13 protein-coding genes are annotated in these 16,382 nt (G+C 68.6%); 4 read left to right on the forward strand and 9 right to left on the reverse strand.

What is annotated here, in order from left to right:
- Positions 1-509: 509 nt before the first annotated feature.
- Positions 510-1,388: a DMT family transporter gene (locus ACFOLG_RS06290; RefSeq protein WP_386089703.1), complete on the reverse strand. Its 879-nt coding sequence runs from the start codon at positions 1,386-1,388 to the stop codon at positions 510-512.
- Between the two features lie 87 nt (positions 1,389-1,475).
- On the opposite strand from ACFOLG_RS06290, the gene ACFOLG_RS06295 reads away from it, so the two are divergent.
- On the forward strand, positions 1,476-2,414 hold the full coding sequence (locus ACFOLG_RS06295; protein WP_386089706.1) for a LysR family transcriptional regulator: 939 nt from the start codon (positions 1,476-1,478) through the stop codon (positions 2,412-2,414).
- Here ACFOLG_RS06295 and chrA read toward each other — a convergent pair.
- Together chrA and ACFOLG_RS06305 are read right to left on the reverse strand one after the other, a co-directional pair.
- Positions 2,394-3,719: a chromate efflux transporter gene (gene chrA / locus ACFOLG_RS06300; RefSeq protein WP_386089708.1), complete on the reverse strand. Its 1,326-nt coding sequence runs from the start codon at positions 3,717-3,719 to the stop codon at positions 2,394-2,396. The genes ACFOLG_RS06295 and chrA overlap by 21 nt on opposite strands.
- A 223-nt stretch (positions 3,720-3,942) precedes the next feature.
- Positions 3,943-4,722: a ferredoxin--NADP reductase gene (locus ACFOLG_RS06305; protein ID WP_386089710.1), complete on the reverse strand. Its 780-nt coding sequence runs from the start codon at positions 4,720-4,722 to the stop codon at positions 3,943-3,945.
- Between the two features lie 247 nt (positions 4,723-4,969).
- Between ACFOLG_RS06305 and ACFOLG_RS06310 the strand changes: the two genes are divergently transcribed.
- From ACFOLG_RS06310 to ACFOLG_RS06320, 3 genes are all read left to right on the forward strand, one after another.
- Entirely contained in the window at positions 4,970-5,959 is a 990-nt protein-coding gene (locus ACFOLG_RS06310) for an isocitrate/isopropylmalate dehydrogenase family protein (RefSeq protein ID WP_386089713.1), read from the forward strand.
- A gap of 475 nt (positions 5,960-6,434) precedes the next feature.
- Complete coding sequence (locus tag ACFOLG_RS06315; protein WP_386089715.1) at positions 6,435-7,700, forward strand: ATP-binding protein; 1,266 nt, start codon at positions 6,435-6,437, stop codon at positions 7,698-7,700.
- Between the two features lie 7 nt (positions 7,701-7,707).
- A complete protein-coding gene (locus ACFOLG_RS06320) occupies positions 7,708-8,229 on the forward strand; it encodes a response regulator transcription factor (protein ID WP_386089717.1) in 522 nt (173 codons plus the stop codon).
- Positions 8,230-8,449: 220 nt separating this feature from the next.
- On the opposite strand, the gene ACFOLG_RS06325 is transcribed toward ACFOLG_RS06320, so the two are convergent.
- The 6 genes from ACFOLG_RS06325 to ACFOLG_RS06350 form a co-directional block, all read right to left on the reverse strand.
- Complete coding sequence (locus tag ACFOLG_RS06325; RefSeq protein WP_386089719.1) at positions 8,450-10,867, reverse strand: two-component system response regulator; 2,418 nt, start codon at positions 10,865-10,867, stop codon at positions 8,450-8,452.
- Positions 10,864-12,672 (reverse strand): sensor histidine kinase, encoded by a 1,809-nt coding sequence (locus ACFOLG_RS06330; RefSeq protein WP_386089721.1) that lies wholly within the window; start codon positions 12,670-12,672, stop codon positions 10,864-10,866. Before ACFOLG_RS06330 ends, ACFOLG_RS06325 begins: the two co-directional genes overlap by 4 nt.
- Before the next feature lie 163 nt (positions 12,673-12,835).
- On the reverse strand, positions 12,836-14,221 hold the full coding sequence (locus ACFOLG_RS06335; RefSeq protein WP_386089723.1) for an FAD-binding oxidoreductase: 1,386 nt from the start codon (positions 14,219-14,221) through the stop codon (positions 12,836-12,838).
- 24 nt (positions 14,222-14,245) lie between these two features.
- Entirely contained in the window at positions 14,246-14,887 is a 642-nt protein-coding gene (locus ACFOLG_RS06340; RefSeq protein ID WP_386089726.1) for a glutathione S-transferase family protein, read from the reverse strand.
- A 61-nt stretch (positions 14,888-14,948) separates the two neighbouring features.
- The gene (locus ACFOLG_RS06345; protein WP_386089729.1) at positions 14,949-15,584 is read right to left on the reverse strand and encodes an exopolysaccharide biosynthesis protein; all 636 of its coding nucleotides are present in this window, start codon (positions 15,582-15,584) and stop codon (positions 14,949-14,951) included.
- Positions 15,585-15,674: 90 nt separating this feature from the next.
- Positions 15,675-16,382: aldehyde dehydrogenase family protein (locus ACFOLG_RS06350; protein WP_386089732.1), on the reverse strand; the 708-nt coding region annotated here is incomplete at its 5' end.

Here is a 16,382-nt window from a genome sequence, read left to right on the forward strand (position 1 = left end):
AAACCCCGTGCAAAAAGGCACGCCCCAGGCGCCGCCGAACTCGCCGCGCGCTAGCGTCGCGCGGCTCAAACATGCGGCGGCTTAACACCTGGGGCGCACCGTTTTGCCCGGCTCGCGCCAACGGGATTGGGGCAAGTCGGTTCGGTTCTGCTGCGTGTGGCGTTGGCCGCATCCACCCAGGAACAAGGCAGCCGTCAGCACGGCGTTGTGGTGCCAGCCCGTAGGTTGGGTTGAGCGTAGCGAAGCCCAACGTTTACCGGGTTGGTTTGGTGGTGTTGTCTGGTGTGGAATCTGCTACGCGGATGATGTTTGAAGTCGCCGGTTCCGCCCGGCATATGTGGATTGGCTCGCGGTAGGGCGGGTTGGCCACAGGCCATACCCGCGCGTTGTGGCTGGTTCGCGCGGGGATGAACCGTTGCTTCAACCCGCCCTACTTGCTGGGAGAGTGGCTTTACCACGTTGCGGCCAACCTTGTGGCGAAAAGGTTGGCCGCAAGCATTTTCCGCCCATCAGCTACGCACCGCCCGTGCCGGCAGCGCCTGCCACAGCGCCGCGCCGGCGATCAGCAGGCCGCCGATCCAGCCGCTGGCGGCCAGCGGCTCGCCCAGCCAGGCCACCGCGAACAGCGCGCCCCACAGCGGCTCGCTGCCCAGCAGTAGTGCCACCTTGCTGGGGCTGGAGTCGGCCAGCGCGCGGTTCATCGCCCAGAAGGCGAACAGGGTGCAGAACAGCACCAGGAAGGCGATGGCCAGCCAGAACGGAGCCTCTGTCGGCAGCGGCGGCAGCCCGCCGGGCTGCAGTAGCGCGAGCAGCAGTGCCCCGACGCCCACCAGCGCGCTCTGCACGCCGGTGAGGCCCAGCATGTCGATGCCCTTGCCGGCGGTAAGGCGGGTGGCAAGGCAGGTCTGCACCGCACGCAGCAGCGCCGCCAGCAGCATCAGCGCATCGCCAGTGCTGAAGCTGCCTGCCGCCATGCCGGTGAGCAGCCAGGTGCCCAGCAGCGAGATGATGGCTGCCAGCCACAGCCGCGCCGCCGGGCGCTTGCCGAACCATAGCCATTCCACCGGCGGCGTCAGCAGCAGGCACAGGCTGATCAGGAAGGCGGCGTTACCGGCGCTGGTGTGCGCCACGCCATAGGTTTCCACCAGGATCACCGTCAGCAGCCCGGCGCCTATCGGCAGCGCCGCCCGCAGCGTGGCAGCCTGCTGCGCGCGCGGCAGCCGCAACCAGTAGGGCAGCAGCAATAGCGCGCTCAGCAGAAAGCGCAGCGCGATGACACCGGCCACCGGGTAGAAGGCCAGCGCGCTCTTCACCATGCTGTAGCTGCCGCCCCAGATGGCGGCGGTGAGCAGCAGCAACAGTTCGGCGGGAATCAGGATGCGGTTCATGGCGGGCTCCTTGCATGTGTTGGCTACCAGTATGAAACTGCATGCAGGTATTGATAATCGGCTATTCAGGCACAGGATTTTTGCGCCATGAGAACAAGTGAGCTATTGCCGCTGCTGGCGGACCTGGCAGTGCTGGTGGAAGTGGTGGAGGCGGGTTCCTTCAGCGCCGCCGCGCGGCTGCAGGGCAGCACGCCGTCGGCGGTGAGCCGGCAGATTGCCCGGCTGGAGGCGGCGCTGGGGCTGAAGCTGCTGGAGCGCAGCACGCGGCGGCTGCACCTGACCAGCGGCGGGCAGGAGGTGCTGCGCCACGCCCGCGCTATGCTGGAGGCGGCCCGCGCCGCCTGCGACGGCGCTGCACACCACGCCAGCAGCGTCAGCGGCCGGGTAAGGTTGGCCGCACCCAAGGCGGCGCTGCGGCAGCTGATTCATCCACAGCTGCCCGGCCTGCTGCAACTTTATCCACAGTTGTCGCTGGAGTTGCAGGTAACCGACCAGGTGGTGGACCTGATCGCCGACGGCGTGGACATCGCGCTGCGCCTGGGTGACCCGCCGCCCGGCTACGTGGCGCGGCCGTTCATGGAGGTGCGCACCCTGCTGTACGCCGCGCCGGCCTACCTGGCGGCGCACGGCACGCCGCAGCATCCGGCCGAGCTGGTGCGCCACAGCTGCCTGCAGCTGGCGGAGCTGCCGGGCGACGACGAATGGTGCCTGATGCGCGACAACGAGCGGGTGGTGGTGAATGTGCGCGGCCGCTATGCCAGCAACCACAGCGAGATGCGGCGCGAAGCGGCCGAGTGGGGGCTGGGCATCGCCTGCCTGCCGGATTTCTCGGTACGGCAGCAGCTGGCGGACGGCAGCCTGCAGCAGGTGCTGCCGGGCTGGCAGTTGCTGGGGCGCTACCAGGGCAGCTGCTGGCTGGTGTACCACGCCGACCGTTACCGCTCGCCACGGGTGCGCGCGGTGGTGGACTACCTGCTGCAGATTGCTGCCGAGCTAGGCCAGAGTCTAGGCCAGCAGCGCGCGTAGCAGGCCGATGCCGGCACAGGCGGCAATCACCGGGATTACGCCGCGGCCGCCCTTTACCAGCGCCCACAGGCTGGCGGCGGCCAGCAGCGCGGCGAACCAGTCGATGCCGGCGGCGAGGCCGTGCGGCCACAGCAAGTGCCGGCCGAAGAACAGTGCCAGGTTGACGATCACCCCCACCACCGCGGCGATGATGGCGGTAAGCGGCGCGGTAAAGCCCAGCTTGCCGCGGGTGTGCTCCACCAGCGGTGCGCCGGCGAGAATGAACAGGAAGGATGGCAGGAAGGTGTACCAGGTGACCCAGCTGGCGGCGACGATGCCGCTGATGGCCGCGCTGCCGGCACCGAACAGCGGCGCGCCGTAGCCGCCGACAAAGGCGACGAAGGCCACCACCATGATCAGCGGCCCCGGCGTGGTTTCGCCCAGCGCCAGGCCGTCCATCATCTGCCCCGGGCTCAGCCAGCCGAAGTGCGTCACCGCGCCCTGGTAGACGTAGGGCAGCACCGCGTAGGCGCCGCCGAAGGTCAGCAGCGCCGCCTTGGTAAAGAACCAGCCCATCTGCGGCAGCGTGTGCTGGCTACCGGCAAGGCTGACGGCCAGCAGCATCGGCAGCGCCCACAGCAGCGCACCGCTCAGGATCAGGCGCAGCAGCTTGCCGTGGCTGTAGCTGGCATGCGGCGGCGGCGGGGTGTGGTCGTTGATCAGCGCCTGGCTGTCGTCCGGCGCGCCGCTGGCGGCGTGCCCCTTGCCGCCGGCAAATATCTGCGGCCAACGTCTGGCACCCAACCAGCCGGCGATGCCGGCCAGCAGCACGATGGCCGGGAACGGCAGCGCGAACAGCGCCAGCGCCAGCAGCGCGGCGGCGGCGATGCCCCACAGCAGCGGGTGCTGCAGCGTGCGGCTGCCTATGCACCAGGCGGCCTGCAGCACGATGGCCAGCACCGCCGCCTTGATGCCGGCAAAGGCGCCGGCCACCAGCGGCAGCTGGCCGAACACCATGTACAGCCAGGACAGCGCAATCAGGATCAGCAGCGACGGCAGCACGAACAGCACCCCGGCCACCACGCCGCCGCGGGTACGGTGCATCAGCCAGCCCAGGTAGGTGGCCAGCTGTTGCGCCTCCGGCCCCGGCAGCAGCATGCAGTAGTTGAGTGCGTGCAGGAAACGCTGCTCGGAGATCCAGCGCTTGTTGTCCACCAGTTCGCGGTGCATCAGTGCGATCTGCCCGGCGGGGCCGCCGAAGCTGAGTAAGCCCAACTTCAGCCAGAAGCGCAGGGCATCGCGAAATGGCACGGCGGGGTGGGACATGGCGGGCTCCGTTAGCATCTGTTCATGATTAGCCGCGCGTCGGCGATAGCGCGTTAACACCGGCCGCGAAATGCTCATTTACGCTGTGTAAATTCCGCTTTCTCAGCCGGTGTCACCTTGTCTCGCCCTGGCTCGCAAGCGCCTGCACAGGCTCACAGCAAAACACCCCGTGCAGGACGGGGTGTGATGGGGACAAGCTTGGCCGCAGGGGCCGCTTGTGTGCTTACTTCTCGACGAAGGCGCGCTCGATGGCGTAGTGGCCCGGCTCGCCCATGCGCGGCGATTCCTGGAAGCCCAGCTCGTCCAGGATGTGGCAGGTGTCGTCCAGCATCGCCGGGCTGCCGCACAGCAGCGCGCGGTCGGTTTCCGGGTTCAACTGCGGGATGCCCAGCTGCTTGGCCAGCTCGCCGCTCTTGATCAGGTCGGTCAGGCGGCCCTGGTTGCGGAACGGCTCGCGGGTCACGGTCGGGTAGTAGACCAGCTTCTCGCGCACCAGCTCGCCCAGATATTCGTGCTCGGCCAGTTCCTTGGTGATGTAGTCGTGGTAGCCCAGCTCGCTCACCCAGCGCACGCCGTGGATCAGGAAGATCTTGTCGTACAGGTCGTAGACTTCCGGATCCTTGATGATGGACATGAACGGTGCCAGGCCGGTGCCGGTGGACAGCAGGAACAGGTGCTTGGCGCCCGGCAGCAGGTTGTCCTGCACCAGGGTGCCGGTGGGCTTGCCGGAGATCACCACCTTGTCGCCCGGCTGCAGGTGCTGCAGGCGCGAGGTCAGCGGGCCGTTCGGCACCTTGATGGAGTAGAACTCCAGGTGTTCTTCCCAGTTGGCGCTGGCCACGGAATAGGCGCGGATCAGCGGTTTGCCGTTCACCTCAAGACCGATCATCACGAACTGGCCGTTGATGAAACGCAGACCCGGGTCGCGGGTGCAGGTGAAGCTGAACAGGGTGTCGTTCCAGTGATGTACGGACTGGACGGTTTCGGTCGTGAGGGTAGCCATGTCTGGTGGTCTCTAGCATGCGGCAGTAATTCAACAGGCGCGTATTCTAACTCAGCTGCCAAATAACTGCTTGGACGGAAAGGTTCTGTCTTTATTGCCTTTTTTGATATTGCTCAATTTATATAATGATATAGATTCCCAACAAGCAGGCGGGGCGCGGCTGTCAGGCTGTCCGACAGCCTGGCTTGCCGGCTAACGGCGGCCGCGTTATGTTGCTATGCAACAACAACGACGAGAGATCAGGGCGATGAAACTGTGCGTAATTGCCGGCGACGGCATCGGCCGCGAGGTGGTGCCGCAGGCACTGCGGGTGCTGCAACTGCTGTTGCCGGGGCTGCAGACCGTGGCCGCCGACGCCGGCTGGGACACCTTCCGCCAGCACGGCACGGCGCTGTCGGCCGCCACGCTGGCGGTGGCACGCGACTGCGGCGCGGTGATCTTCGGCGCGGTCAGTTCGCCGGCGCACCAGGTGGCTGGCTACCGCTCGCCCATCGTGCAGCTGCGGCGTGAGCTGGGCTGCCACGCCAACCTGCGGCCAACCCTGAGCCTGCCCGGCTGCGGTGCCGCCGGCATCGACCTGCTGATCGTGCGCGAGAACACCGAAGACCTGTACATCGGCGAGGAGCAGTCCGACGGCGACACCGCCACCGCCATCAAGCGCATCACCCGCGCCGCCTCGCAGCGGGTGGCCCAAACCGCCTGCCAGCTGGCGGTGGCTGCCGGCCGGCGGCGGCTGACCATCGTGCACAAGGCCAATATCCTGCCGCTCACCGACGGGCTGTTTCGCGATGCGGCGCGCCAGGTGGCGGCCGGCTACCCGCAGCTGGCGGTGGACGAGCTGCTGGTGGACACCGCCGCGCTGAAGCTGGCGCAGGCGCCACAGGATTTCGATGTGCTGCTGGCGCCCAATCTGTACGGCGACATCCTGTCCGACCTGGCGGCGGCGTGCGGCGGCGGGCTGGGCGTAGCGGCCTCGCTGAACCTGGGGGCGGATGCGGCCATTGCCGAGCCGGTGCATGGCTCGGCGCCGGACATCGCCGGGCAGGGCATTGCCAACCCGGTGGCCAGCCTGTTGTCGCTGGCGATGCTGTTGCGACACTGGTGGCGGCTGCCCGAGTTGGCCGCCAGGCTGGAGCAGGCGGTGCGCGCCACGCTGGCCGCCGGCACCCGCACGCCGGATCTGGGTGGCACGGCCGGCACTGCCGGGTTCTGCGATGCGGTGATCGGGCGTTTGTAAGCGGGGATGATGCGGCCAACGTTTGCTGCCAGGCGATATCGTCTTGGCGGTCTAGCCATTTCAAAGCATGCGGCCGGCGTCGTGTAGCGCCCAAACTGCCCCACGGGGAGCGCCGGTCAAAATGGTGTTCGCCAGGTTTTAAGGCGGCACCTGAGCCGTTTGACGTTAGCAAACGGCGAATTGCCGGCGCCTGGCGAATGCCTTTTTGGCCGGGGTTTCGCGGACCCGTGGTTTATCTAACTGGCCGGCGCGCGGGGGTGGAGGGGGCGGCGGCACGCCCCCGATCCCGTACGCCGGGCGGAACCGGCGACTTTAAACATCATCCGCACAGCGGATTCCACACCCTACAACACGACTAAAACAACGCAGTAAACGTTGGGCTTCGCTTCGCTCAACCGCAACCTACGCCGCGACGTGCTGCGACAAAATGCCGCAGCCGGCGCCACGCCCCCGCCGCGGTGCTAAAGTGCCGGCCATGATGTCTTCCGTTTCCCCGTTTCTGTCCGCCGGCCGGCTGGATGCCGTGTTGCCGCGCCTGAGTCTGCTGCGCTGGGCGATGCTCGGCGGCGCGCTACTGCTGCTGGCGCTGTGCCAGGCGCGGCAGCTGGCGTTGCCCTGGCTGCCGCTGCTGCAGGCGCTGGCCACGCTGGCGCTGTTGAATCTGCTGCTGCCATGGCTGGCGCGGCGTGGGGTGGCCGCGCAGCACCTGCTGGCGCTGGGGCTGGCCGCCGATGTGCTGGTGTTGACCGAGCTGCTGGCCTTCAGCGGTGGTGCGGCCAACCCGCTGGCCTCGCTGTACCTGCCGCCGGTGCTGTTCGGCGCCTTGTTGCTGCCACCGCGCCAGGCCTGGGCGCTGGCGCTGAGCAGTCTGGCCGCCTATGCGCTGCTGTTCGCCTGGCACCTGCCATGGCCGCTGGCTGGCGACGATGCCGCTTACGCCTTCCGCCTGCACCTGGTGGGCATGTGGCTGACCTTCGCGCTGTCGGTGCTGCTGCTGACGCTGTTCGTGTCCTACCTGATGGCGCAGCTGCTGCAGCGCGAGGCGGCGCTGGCGGCGGCGCGCGAGGCGCAGTTGCGCAACGAGCAGCTGGTGGGGCTGGGGGTGCAGGCGGCCAGCGCCGCCCACGCGCTATCCACGCCGCTGGGCACGCTGACCCTGTTGTGCGATGAGCTGCTGCACGCGGCGGATGGGCCGCTGCGCGACGACCTGCTACTGATGCAGCGCCAGCTGCAGCTGTGCCGAGCGGCGCTGGCGCAGCTCAAGGCCGGCAGCGACGGCGACGCGGTGGCGTTGCCGCTATGCCAGCAGCTGGCGCAGCAGTTGCAGGGCTGGCACAGCACGCGGCCGCAGGTGACGCTGATCCGCCACGGCTTGCTGCAGGGCGGCCCGGCGTTGCGGCTGGATGCGCGCTTCTGGCCGGCGTTGTTCAACCTGCTCAACAATGCCGCCGATGCTGCGGCCAACGGTGAGGCGGCTGCCTGCGAGGTGGAGCTGACCGTGGCGCTGGAGCCGGGCTGGCTGCGGCTGGAGATCCACAACCGCCGCGGCAGCCTGAGCGCGGCGCAGCTGCAGCGGGCCGGGCTGGCGCCGCTGGACTCCGCCAAGCCGGCCGGGCTGGGGCTGGGGGTGCTGCTGTCGCACGCCACGCTGTCGCAGCTGGGCGGCGAACTGCAACTGGATAACGCTGCCGCCGGCGGCGTACGCGCCACGCTGCGCCTGCCGCTGGCGGAAGCAAGCTGAGCACGCCATGCACAACATCCTGATCATCGACGACGACGAAACCTTTGCCGCGGTGCTGGCGCGCGGCCTGACCCGCCGTGGCCTGACGGTGCGCCAGGCGGCGGACCCGCAGGCGACGCTGGCCGCGCTGCAGCCGCCACCGGACGGCATCATCCTCGACCTCAACCTGGCCGGCGACAGCGGCCTGCGCCTGCTGCCGCAGCTGCTGGCCGCGGCGCCGGCGGCGCGGGTGCTGGTGCTGACCGGCTATGCCAGCATCGCCACCGCAGTGGCGGCGGTAAAGCTGGGAGCGGTGAACTACCTGGCCAAGCCGGCCACGCTGGACGACATCCTGGCGGCGCTGGGGCAGCCTGCGGCCAACCCCGAGGCGCCGCTGGCCGCGCCGATGTCGCTGAAGCGGGTGAGCTGGGAGCATCTGCAGCGGGTGCTGGCGGCGCACGACGGCAATGTGTCGGCCACCGCGCGGGCGCTGGGCATGCATCGGCGCAGCCTGCAGCGCATGTTGGCCAAGCGGCCGGTAAAAGACTGAAACCGGGCGTATCTGCCGTCTTATGACAGCTAAGTCCCTGATAAAAAAATGGACAACCTAGAGCAATTACGCTAAATTGTGCAGCGCACTCAAGCCGAAAGGTTTTTGTGGTGTTAGCCCCTCGAAGCATCGATCCGGCCCCTCGCCGGCGAGATGTTTCTTCCTCGTGTTGGCCCCTGCGGAAACCCTCAGGGGATTTTTTTTGTCCGCGTGGCGGGCATCATTCCGCCAGCCGTCCCTGCCACAGCGTCAGGTACTCGGCCAGCGCCTCCTGCGGCAAGGGTTTGGCAAACAGGTAACCCTGCGCCGTATCGCAGCCGATCTTGGCGAGGAAATCCGCCTGCTCCGTGGTTTCCACCCCTTCGGCGGTAATGCTCAGCATCAGGCTGTGCGCCAGCGTAACGATGGCGCGGCAGATGGCGCAGTCGCGCACCGCTTCCGGCGTGTCCTTCACGAAGGAGCGGTCTATCTTCAGTCGGTCTATGGTCAGGTGCTTGAGCAGCGCCATCGACGAGTAGCCGGTGCCGAAGTCGTCGATGGCGATGCTCACCCCCAGCGCCTTCAGTTCGCCCAGCACGCGCTGGCTGTCTTCCATGATCTGCAGCGTGCTCTCGGTCACCTCCAGCTCCAGCAAGTGCGGGTACAGCCCGGTTTCCAGCAGGATCAGCCCCACCTTGCGCACGAAGTCCGGCGCGGCGAACTGCCGTGCCGACACGTTCACCGCCACCCGTAGCGGCCGCGGGTAGCCGTCCTGCCATTGCTTGGCCTGTTTGCAGGCGCTGCGCAGCACCCACTCGCCGATGTCGTGGATCAGCCCGCATTCCTCGGCGATGGTGATGAAGCTGTCCGGGAAGATCAGCCGGTCCGGCTCGCGCCAGCGGATCAGCGCCTCGAAGCCCACCAGCTGCGCCTCGCTCAGCGAAATCAGTGGCTGGTAGTGCAGCTCGAACGCCTGGCGGTGCATGGCCTGGCGCAGGCGCTGCTCGGTCTGCATGCGTAGCCGCACCTTGTCGGCCATGCCGTCGTTGAACAGGCAGAAGCGGCGCTTGCCCTGGATCTTGGCCTCGTACATGGCGCTGTCGGCGGCGCGCAGCAGCTTGTCGATTTCCTGGCCGTGCTGCGGGAACAGCGCGATGCCGATGCTGCAGCTGATCACCACCGGCTCGTCGCTGAGCAGGATCGGCGTTTCCAGCTTGGCGATCAGGCGGCTGGCCAGCGCGGTGCATTCCTCCTCGCCGCTGCCGGGGCAGACGATGAAGAATTCGTCGCCGCCGAAGCGGGTGGCGATGTCGCCGCGGCGGATGGTTTCCTTAATGCGCGCGGCGACGATCTGCAGCAGGCGATCGCCGGCGGCGTGGCCCAGGCTGTCGTTCACCAGCTTGAAGCCGTCCAGGTCGATGAACACCAGGCCCAGCGGCTGCTGGTGGCACAGTGCGCGGTCCAGTTCGATTTCCAGCTGCTCCTGCAGCAGGTGGCGGTTGCCCAGCCCGGTCAGTGCATCGTGGAAGGCCATGTGGTTGAGCTCGCGTTGTGCGTTGTGGATGCCGGAGATGTCCGAGCAGGCGATGATGAAGTGCGATAGTTGGCCGCTGTCGTCGTGCACCGCGCAGATGTGCTCCCACACCGGGAACAGCTCGCCGCCGCTGCGCCGGCACAGGATCTCGCCGTTCCACAGCCCGTGCTGCTGCTGCGCCAGCTGCTGGTAGAACTCGACGCTGTGCTGCCGCTCGTGCAGCAGCTGGTCGATGTCCTGCCGCAGCAGCTCGCCCAGGCTGTAGCCGGTCATGCGCAGGAAGGCCGGGTTGGCGATCTGGATCTGCCGTTGTGGCGACACGATGGCGATGCCCTCGGCGGTGGTGTGGAACACCGCGCTGGCCTGGCGCAGTTTTTCCTCCATCTGCACCCGCTCGGTGACATCGCGCAGCACGCCCACCAGCTTGGTGTGGCCGGCAGGTTGGCCGTGGAATTCGCGCGCGTTCAGCTCCACCCACGCCGCCTCGCCGTCCGGGCGCTGCAGGCTGGCGATCATCTCCGCCTGGCCGCGCTGCTGCAGCATGGTCAGCAGCTTGTCGCGGTCGGTCTTGGCCAGCAGGCGCATGAACGACGGCGCATTGTCGCGCAGCGTGCCGGGGCGGATGCCGGTGAGCTGCTGGATGTGGCCCTGGCTGAAGAAGGTGGACTGCTGGGTATCCCATTCCCAGATGCCGAGCTTGGCGGTTTCGATCGCCATTTCCAGCCGCCGGTGCTGGTCGCGGGTTTCCGATTCGGCGGCGCGGCAGGAGAACGCCATGCGCAGCGTGGCGTTGAGCTCGCGCAGCTCGAACGGCTTGAGCAGGTAGCCGTACGGCGCGCTCTGCTCGGCGGCTTTCAGGGTGTTTTCCTCGGCATAGGCGGTGAGGAACACCACCGGGATGTCCAGCTCCTGGCGCAGCACGGCGGCGGCCTCGGTGCCGCTCATCGGGCCGTCCAGGTGGATGTCCATCAGCGTCAGGTCCGGGCGCAGTTCGCGGGCGCGGGCGATGGCCTTTTCGCCGGAGGCGCTGATGTCCACCACCTCGAAGCCCAGGCTGCGGATGCATTCTTTCAGATCCAGCGCCACGATGCGCTCGTCCTCGACGATCTGGATGCGATGGCTCATGGCGTGTCTCCGGCCACCAGCGAGGGAAAGTGCAGCACGAAGTGCGTGCCCTGCTGCGGCTGACTGTGCACCTCTAGCCGGCCCTGCAGCTGGTCGGCCAGCATCGGCAGCAGCTGGAAGCCCAGGGTGCGGCTCTCACCCAGCGCCACCTCCGCTGGCAGCCCCACGCCGTCATCGCGGATGCTGAGGCGGTTGTCCGGCTCGTCCGGCTGCAGCGTCAGCGTCAGTGTGCCGTGCTCGCGCTCGGCAAAGGCATGTTTGAAGGCATTGGTGATGATCTCGTTCACCAGCAGCCCCAGCGGGATGCTCTGCTGCAGCTCCAGGAACACCTCCTGCGGCGGCGGGGAAAACTGCACCGTCACCTTGCGCTGGCTGTCGGCAAACGAGTGCTGCAGCAGCATCAGCAGCCGTTCCAGGTAGGTGGTGAGCGGCACGCGCGAGAAGTCGCTGCGCTCGTACAGCAGCTGGTGGATCAGCGCCATCGACTTGACGTGGTTCTGGCTTTCCACCAGCGCCACCCGCACCGGCGCGGCGGCGTTGCGCGCCTGCAGGTTGAGCATGCTGGAGATCACCTGCAGATTGTTCTTCACCCGGTGGTGCACCTCGCCCAGCAGCACGGTTTTTTCCGCCAGCGCCTTTTCCATCGCCTGCTGCGCCTGGTAGCGCGCGGTGACATTGGTGATCGAGGCCAGGGTCAGCAGCTGGCCGTCGATCTCCAGCGGGTTGAGGCCGATCTCGCACGGAAAGCTGGAGCCGTCGCGGCGCACGGCAAACAGCGGCTTGCGGTTGGCCATGTCGCGGGTGGACGGGCTGGCAAAGAAATGCTGCACCAGCGACTGGTGCTGGTTGCGCACGCTGTCCGGCAGCAGCTGCGCAAAGCCCTGGCCGATCAGCTCGTCGCGGGTATAGCCGAACAGCTCTTCCATGCGGCCGTTCACCAGCCGGATCACGCCGTGGCTGTCCACCATCATCAGCGCGTCCGGGGTGGCTTCCACCACCTGGCGGAAGTGGGTCTCGCTCTGCCGCAGCGCCTGTTCGCTGCGGGTGCGGTCGCTGATATTGTTGGCCGAGCCCACCAGGTGGGTGATCTCACCGCTGTCGTCGCGCAGTGGCGCCAGCATGAAATCCAGCGTCATGCGGCTGTCGTCCTGCATGCGCACCTCGATGTCGCGGCGCACGGTGTCGCCGGCGGCGGCGGTGGTCACCACCTCGTGCGCCAGCTGCTGCATCTCGGGGCTGAAATTCCACCAGAAGGTGTCCCACAGCTTCAGGCCGCGCACGCTGTCCAGGCTGATGCCGGCGGCCTCCAGCGGCGCGCGGTTCACTTCCAGCAGGGTGCCGTCCGGCGCGATCACGCCGACGAAGGTGAACAGGCTATCCAGCACGCGGCGGATGTGCTGCTCGCTCTGGCGCAGGCGGCGCGCGGTGTCGCGGGCGTGGGTGACGTCCTCCACCATGGCGACGATGCCGGCCACCGCGCCATCCTGCAGGTAGGGGTGGTAGCTGGCGTTCCACAGCCGGTACTGGCCGGAGCCCGGCGGCACCTCGGCGCTGGCCTCGAAGTTGCGCCGCGCCTGGCCGCTGGCCATCACGTCGCGCATGATGGCTTCCAGCTGCTCGCCCACGTCCGGCAGCACGTCGCGCGGCGCGCGGCCGATGTGGTGGGCGATGCTGTGGCCGTTGGAATCGGCCAGCAGCTGGTTGATGTGCAGGTAGCGCAGCGCGCGGTCCAGCACGGCGATGCCGATGGGAGCGGTTTCCAGCAGGGCGAGCAGCAGCGGGTCGCTGGCGGCGGACGTGGTCATGGCAGCGAACCCGGGGCAGTTGGCTATAGCTTCAGGGTAGTCGCAAAGTCTGACAAAACAATGTCATTACTGCGCCGGGAGTCCGCAGCGCTCGGGCGGGGGCGCGGGCACCACGCCGGCGGGCCGGGCCGTGGCTAGTGTCGGCGCGCGCGGCGGGCGGCGCTTACAGCCATTTGCCCGGGTTCATGATGCCCTGCGGGTCGATGGCGCGTTTCACGCTGCGCATCAGCGCCAGCGCCGCCGGGTCCTTGTAGCGCGCCAGCCAGTGGCCCTTGAGCTGGCCGACGCCGTGCTCGGCCGCCAGCGTGCCGCGCTGGCGGTAAACGTGCTCATAGACGATGGCGTTCACCGCGTCCTCGTCGTCGAACAGCGCGGCATTGCCCGGCCGGGTATAGCTGATGTTGTAGTGCAGGTTGCCGTCGCCGGCATGGCCGAAGGCGATGATGCGCACGCCGGGAAACGCCGCCTGCAGCGCCGCGTCGCAAGCGGCGAGGAAGGCCGGTATTGCCGAGCTGGGCACGCCGATGTCGTGCTTGATGCTGGCGCCGTCGCGCTTCTGCGTTTCCGACATGTCCTCGCGCAGCTGCCACAGCCGCGCACGCTCCGCCTCGCTGCGCGCCAGCACGCCGTCGCCAAGGTTGGCCGCATGCGCCAGCCAGGCCTCGAACGCCGCCTCCAGCACTGCCGGCGCGCCGCTGTCCGACAGCTCCACCAGCAGCGCCCACGGCGCGAAGAACGGCACCTTGCCCGGCTGGTACTTGTCCAGCAGCCGCTGGCAGGCTTCCGACATCATTTCAAAGGTGGTGAGCCGGTCGCCAAAGGCGTTCTGCAACGCGGTAAGGGTGGCGATGGCCTGCTCGGCGCTGTCCACCGCCAGCATGGCGGTGGCGCGGGCGGTGGGCTGCGGGTAGAGCTTGAGCGTGGCGGCGGTGATCAGCCCCAGCTGGCCTTCGGCGCCGATGAACAGCTGCTTCACGTCCAGGCCGCTGGTGTCCTTGCGCAGGCTGGACAATGCATCCAGCACCGTGCCGTCCGGCAGCACCACCTCCAGCCCCAGCGCCAGCTCGCGCATGGTGCCGTAGCGCAGCACCGCCAGGCCGCCGGCATTGGTGGCCAGGTTGCCGCCGATCTGGCAGCTGCCTTCCGACGCCAGCGACAGCGGGAACAGGCAGCCGGCATCCGCCGCCGCCTGCTGCACCGCGGCCAGTGCCATGCCGGCTTCCACGGTGATGGCGCGCCCCGCCACGTCGACGTTGCGCAGCCGGTTCAGCCGCCGCATGGCGATCAGCAGCTGGCGGCCGCTGCCGTCCGGGGTGGCGGCGCCGCAGGTGGAGGTGTTGCCGCCCTGCGGCACGATGGCGATGTGCTCGGCCGCGCACAGCCGCACCAGCGCCGCCACCTCGGCGGTGCTGGCCGGCAGCGCCACCGCCAGCGGCCGGCCGTGATAGCGGCCGCGGTAATCGGTAACGAAGGGGGCGACATCGTGCTCGCGGGTGAGCAGGTTGGCCGCACCAACGATGGCGGCCAGGCGGGCGAGGAGATCGGTCATCGGCAGGTTCTCTTTACGGTGCGCTCAGGCGTCGCTGTCTTCCGGCTCGGCGAAATCCGGTGCCATCAGGTTGTCCGGATGCTCCCAGCCCGGCTGCGCGGCGATGCGCGCCAGCCAGGCGGCGACATGCGGCCAACCTTTTACGTCGATGCCGGCATCCGCCGCCCACCACAGGTAGGCGCTGGCGGAGACGTCGGCGATGCTCAGGCCGCTGGCCAGCAGGTAGTGCTGCTGCGCCAGCTGGGCGTCCAGCACGTCCAGGTCGCGGCGGCAGCGCGCTTCCAGCCAGGCCTGCACCTCGGCCGGCTGCGGCTCGAACAGGCGCGCGAAGCGCAGATTGGGCAGCGACAGGCCGATGCGGTTGGCCTCCCAGCACAGCCATTCGCGGATGGTCTGCTTGTCGCCGGGGCGGCCGGCCAGCACGCCTTCGCTTTCCGCCAGCCACTGCAGGATGGCGTTGGACTGCACCAGCGCCACGCCGTCCACCAGCAGTGCCGGCACCTCGTCCCAGCGGCTGGCGGCGCGGAATTCGTCCGGGCGCGCTGTGCGCGGCGTGGCCAGATCGACATGGCGGTATTCATGCGGCAGGTCGCCCAGCACCAGCGCCAGGCGCACTTTGTAGCTGTGGCCGGAATCGCGGTTGCCGTACAGGATCAGGTTGCTCATCGGGAAAGGCTAGGCGGGCTGAAAACGCGATCATACGCGGCTGCCGCCCGCGCCGGAATGGCTACCAGCCCAGCTGCTGCGGCAGCGCCAGCAGCCAGCGCAGCAGCTCGGCGCCCAGCCACCACAGCAGCGCGACATAGCCCCACGCCAGCACGGTGACGACATAGCCGGCCAGCAGCATGCGGCCGTCGCGCACCCGCAGCCCCCAGGCCAGCAGCACGGTGGCCAGCGCCGGCACCACATTGTCGAACGACACCATCGGCACCGGCGTCAGCATCGCCAGCCCGGCCAGCGCCAGCATCACGCCGTTGAGGCGGCGGCTGCGCACGTCGGACAGCCGCAGCAGCCGCGGCTGGCTGATGCGCGCCAGCCGGGCGGTGAGCCGCGCCACCTGCTGGGCCAGCGGCGCGCTGAGCCTGCCCGGCAGCCGCCGCTGCTGCAGCCAGCGTGGCAGCGGCAGGCAGCGGCCAAGAAAAATGCTGGCCGCCACCAGCACGCAGAACGCCGCCACGGTGGTGGCCATACCGGGAATGCTCAGCGGCAGCAGCAGCGGCAAGGCCAGCAGGCCCAGCCAGGTGAGCTGCTGCCGCGGGTGGCGGCCGATAGCCTCGCCCAGGGTGTGGTGGTGCAGATGGTTGGCCGCAAGGGCGACGCGCACCCAGGCGGTGCGCGGGCGGGAGGAGGGCGGTGGCAGCATGGCGATCCGGCGGCAAAAGGCAGACTGGCTGCGACCGGGGCGCCGGCATTTGGTTGCATGCGGCCAACCTTTCACGTTGGCCGCAGCGGTTTACTTCTGCCAGTAGGTCTTGACGTTGACGAACTCGTACAGGCCGAACTCGGACAGCTCGCGGCCGTAGCCGGAGGCCTTCACCCCGCCGAACGGCAGCCGCAGGTCGGAGCTGGTGTAGCGGTTGATGAACACCGCGCCGGCCTCGATATCGCGGCCCAGCCGCCAGGCGCGTTCGGTGTCGGCGCTGAAGATGGTGGCACCGAGGCCGAACGGGGTGTCGTTGGCCAGGCGGATGGCGTCGGCCTCGTCGCGAGCGCGCAGGATGCTGGCCACCGGGCCGAACACTTCCTCGTGGTAGACACGGCAGGCCGGGCTGACCTCGTCCAGCACCGTGGCCGGATAGTAGAAGCCGACGCCGTGCGGCATCACGCCGCCGGCCAGCAGCCGCGCGCCGTTGTGCGTCGCATCGATCACCTGGGCGTGCAGCGCCTCGCGCAGGTCGGCGCGGGTCAGCGGTGCCAGGGTGGTGGCGGCGTCGGCCGGGTGGCCGGGCACCAGCGCCGCCACGTGTTGCAGGAAGGCTTCGATAAAGGCATCGGCCACCTGCGGCACCACGATCATGCGCTTGGCGGCGTTGCAGCTCTGGCCGGCGTCGCGGAAGCGCGAATGCGCGGCCTCGGCGGCGGCGGCCTCCACGTCGGCATCGGCCAGCACGATGAAGGGGTTGCTGCCGCCCAGCTCCAGCACCGATTTCTTCAGGTGGCG

This window comes from Vogesella facilis, assembly GCF_042648525.1.
Classification (GTDB): Bacteria; Pseudomonadota; Gammaproteobacteria; order Burkholderiales; family Chromobacteriaceae; genus Vogesella; species Vogesella facilis.

Coding starts and splice junctions, on each gene's coding strand:
- ACFOLG_RS06290 (WP_386089703.1), bottom strand. CDS start 1,388: ATGAACCGCATCCTGATTCCCGCCGAACTGTTGCTGCTGCTCACCGCC.
- ACFOLG_RS06330 (WP_386089721.1), bottom strand. CDS start 12,672: ATGACCACGTCCGCCGCCAGCGACCCGCTGCTGCTCGCCCTGCTGGAA.
- ACFOLG_RS06305 (WP_386089710.1), bottom strand. CDS start 4,722: ATGGCTACCCTCACGACCGAAACCGTCCAGTCCGTACATCACTGGAAC.
- ACFOLG_RS06315 (WP_386089715.1), top strand. CDS start 6,435: ATGATGTCTTCCGTTTCCCCGTTTCTGTCCGCCGGCCGGCTGGATGCC.
- ACFOLG_RS06345 (WP_386089729.1), bottom strand. CDS start 15,584: ATGCTGCCACCGCCCTCCTCCCGCCCGCGCACCGCCTGGGTGCGCGTC.
- chrA (WP_386089708.1), bottom strand. CDS start 3,719: ATGTCCCACCCCGCCGTGCCATTTCGCGATGCCCTGCGCTTCTGGCTG.
- ACFOLG_RS06335 (WP_386089723.1), bottom strand. CDS start 14,221: ATGACCGATCTCCTCGCCCGCCTGGCCGCCATCGTTGGTGCGGCCAAC.
- ACFOLG_RS06340 (WP_386089726.1), bottom strand. CDS start 14,887: ATGAGCAACCTGATCCTGTACGGCAACCGCGATTCCGGCCACAGCTAC.
- ACFOLG_RS06325 (WP_386089719.1), bottom strand. CDS start 10,867: ATGAGCCATCGCATCCAGATCGTCGAGGACGAGCGCATCGTGGCGCTG.
- ACFOLG_RS06310 (WP_386089713.1), top strand. CDS start 4,970: ATGAAACTGTGCGTAATTGCCGGCGACGGCATCGGCCGCGAGGTGGTG.
- ACFOLG_RS06320 (WP_386089717.1), top strand. CDS start 7,708: ATGCACAACATCCTGATCATCGACGACGACGAAACCTTTGCCGCGGTG.
- ACFOLG_RS06295 (WP_386089706.1), top strand. CDS start 1,476: ATGAGAACAAGTGAGCTATTGCCGCTGCTGGCGGACCTGGCAGTGCTG.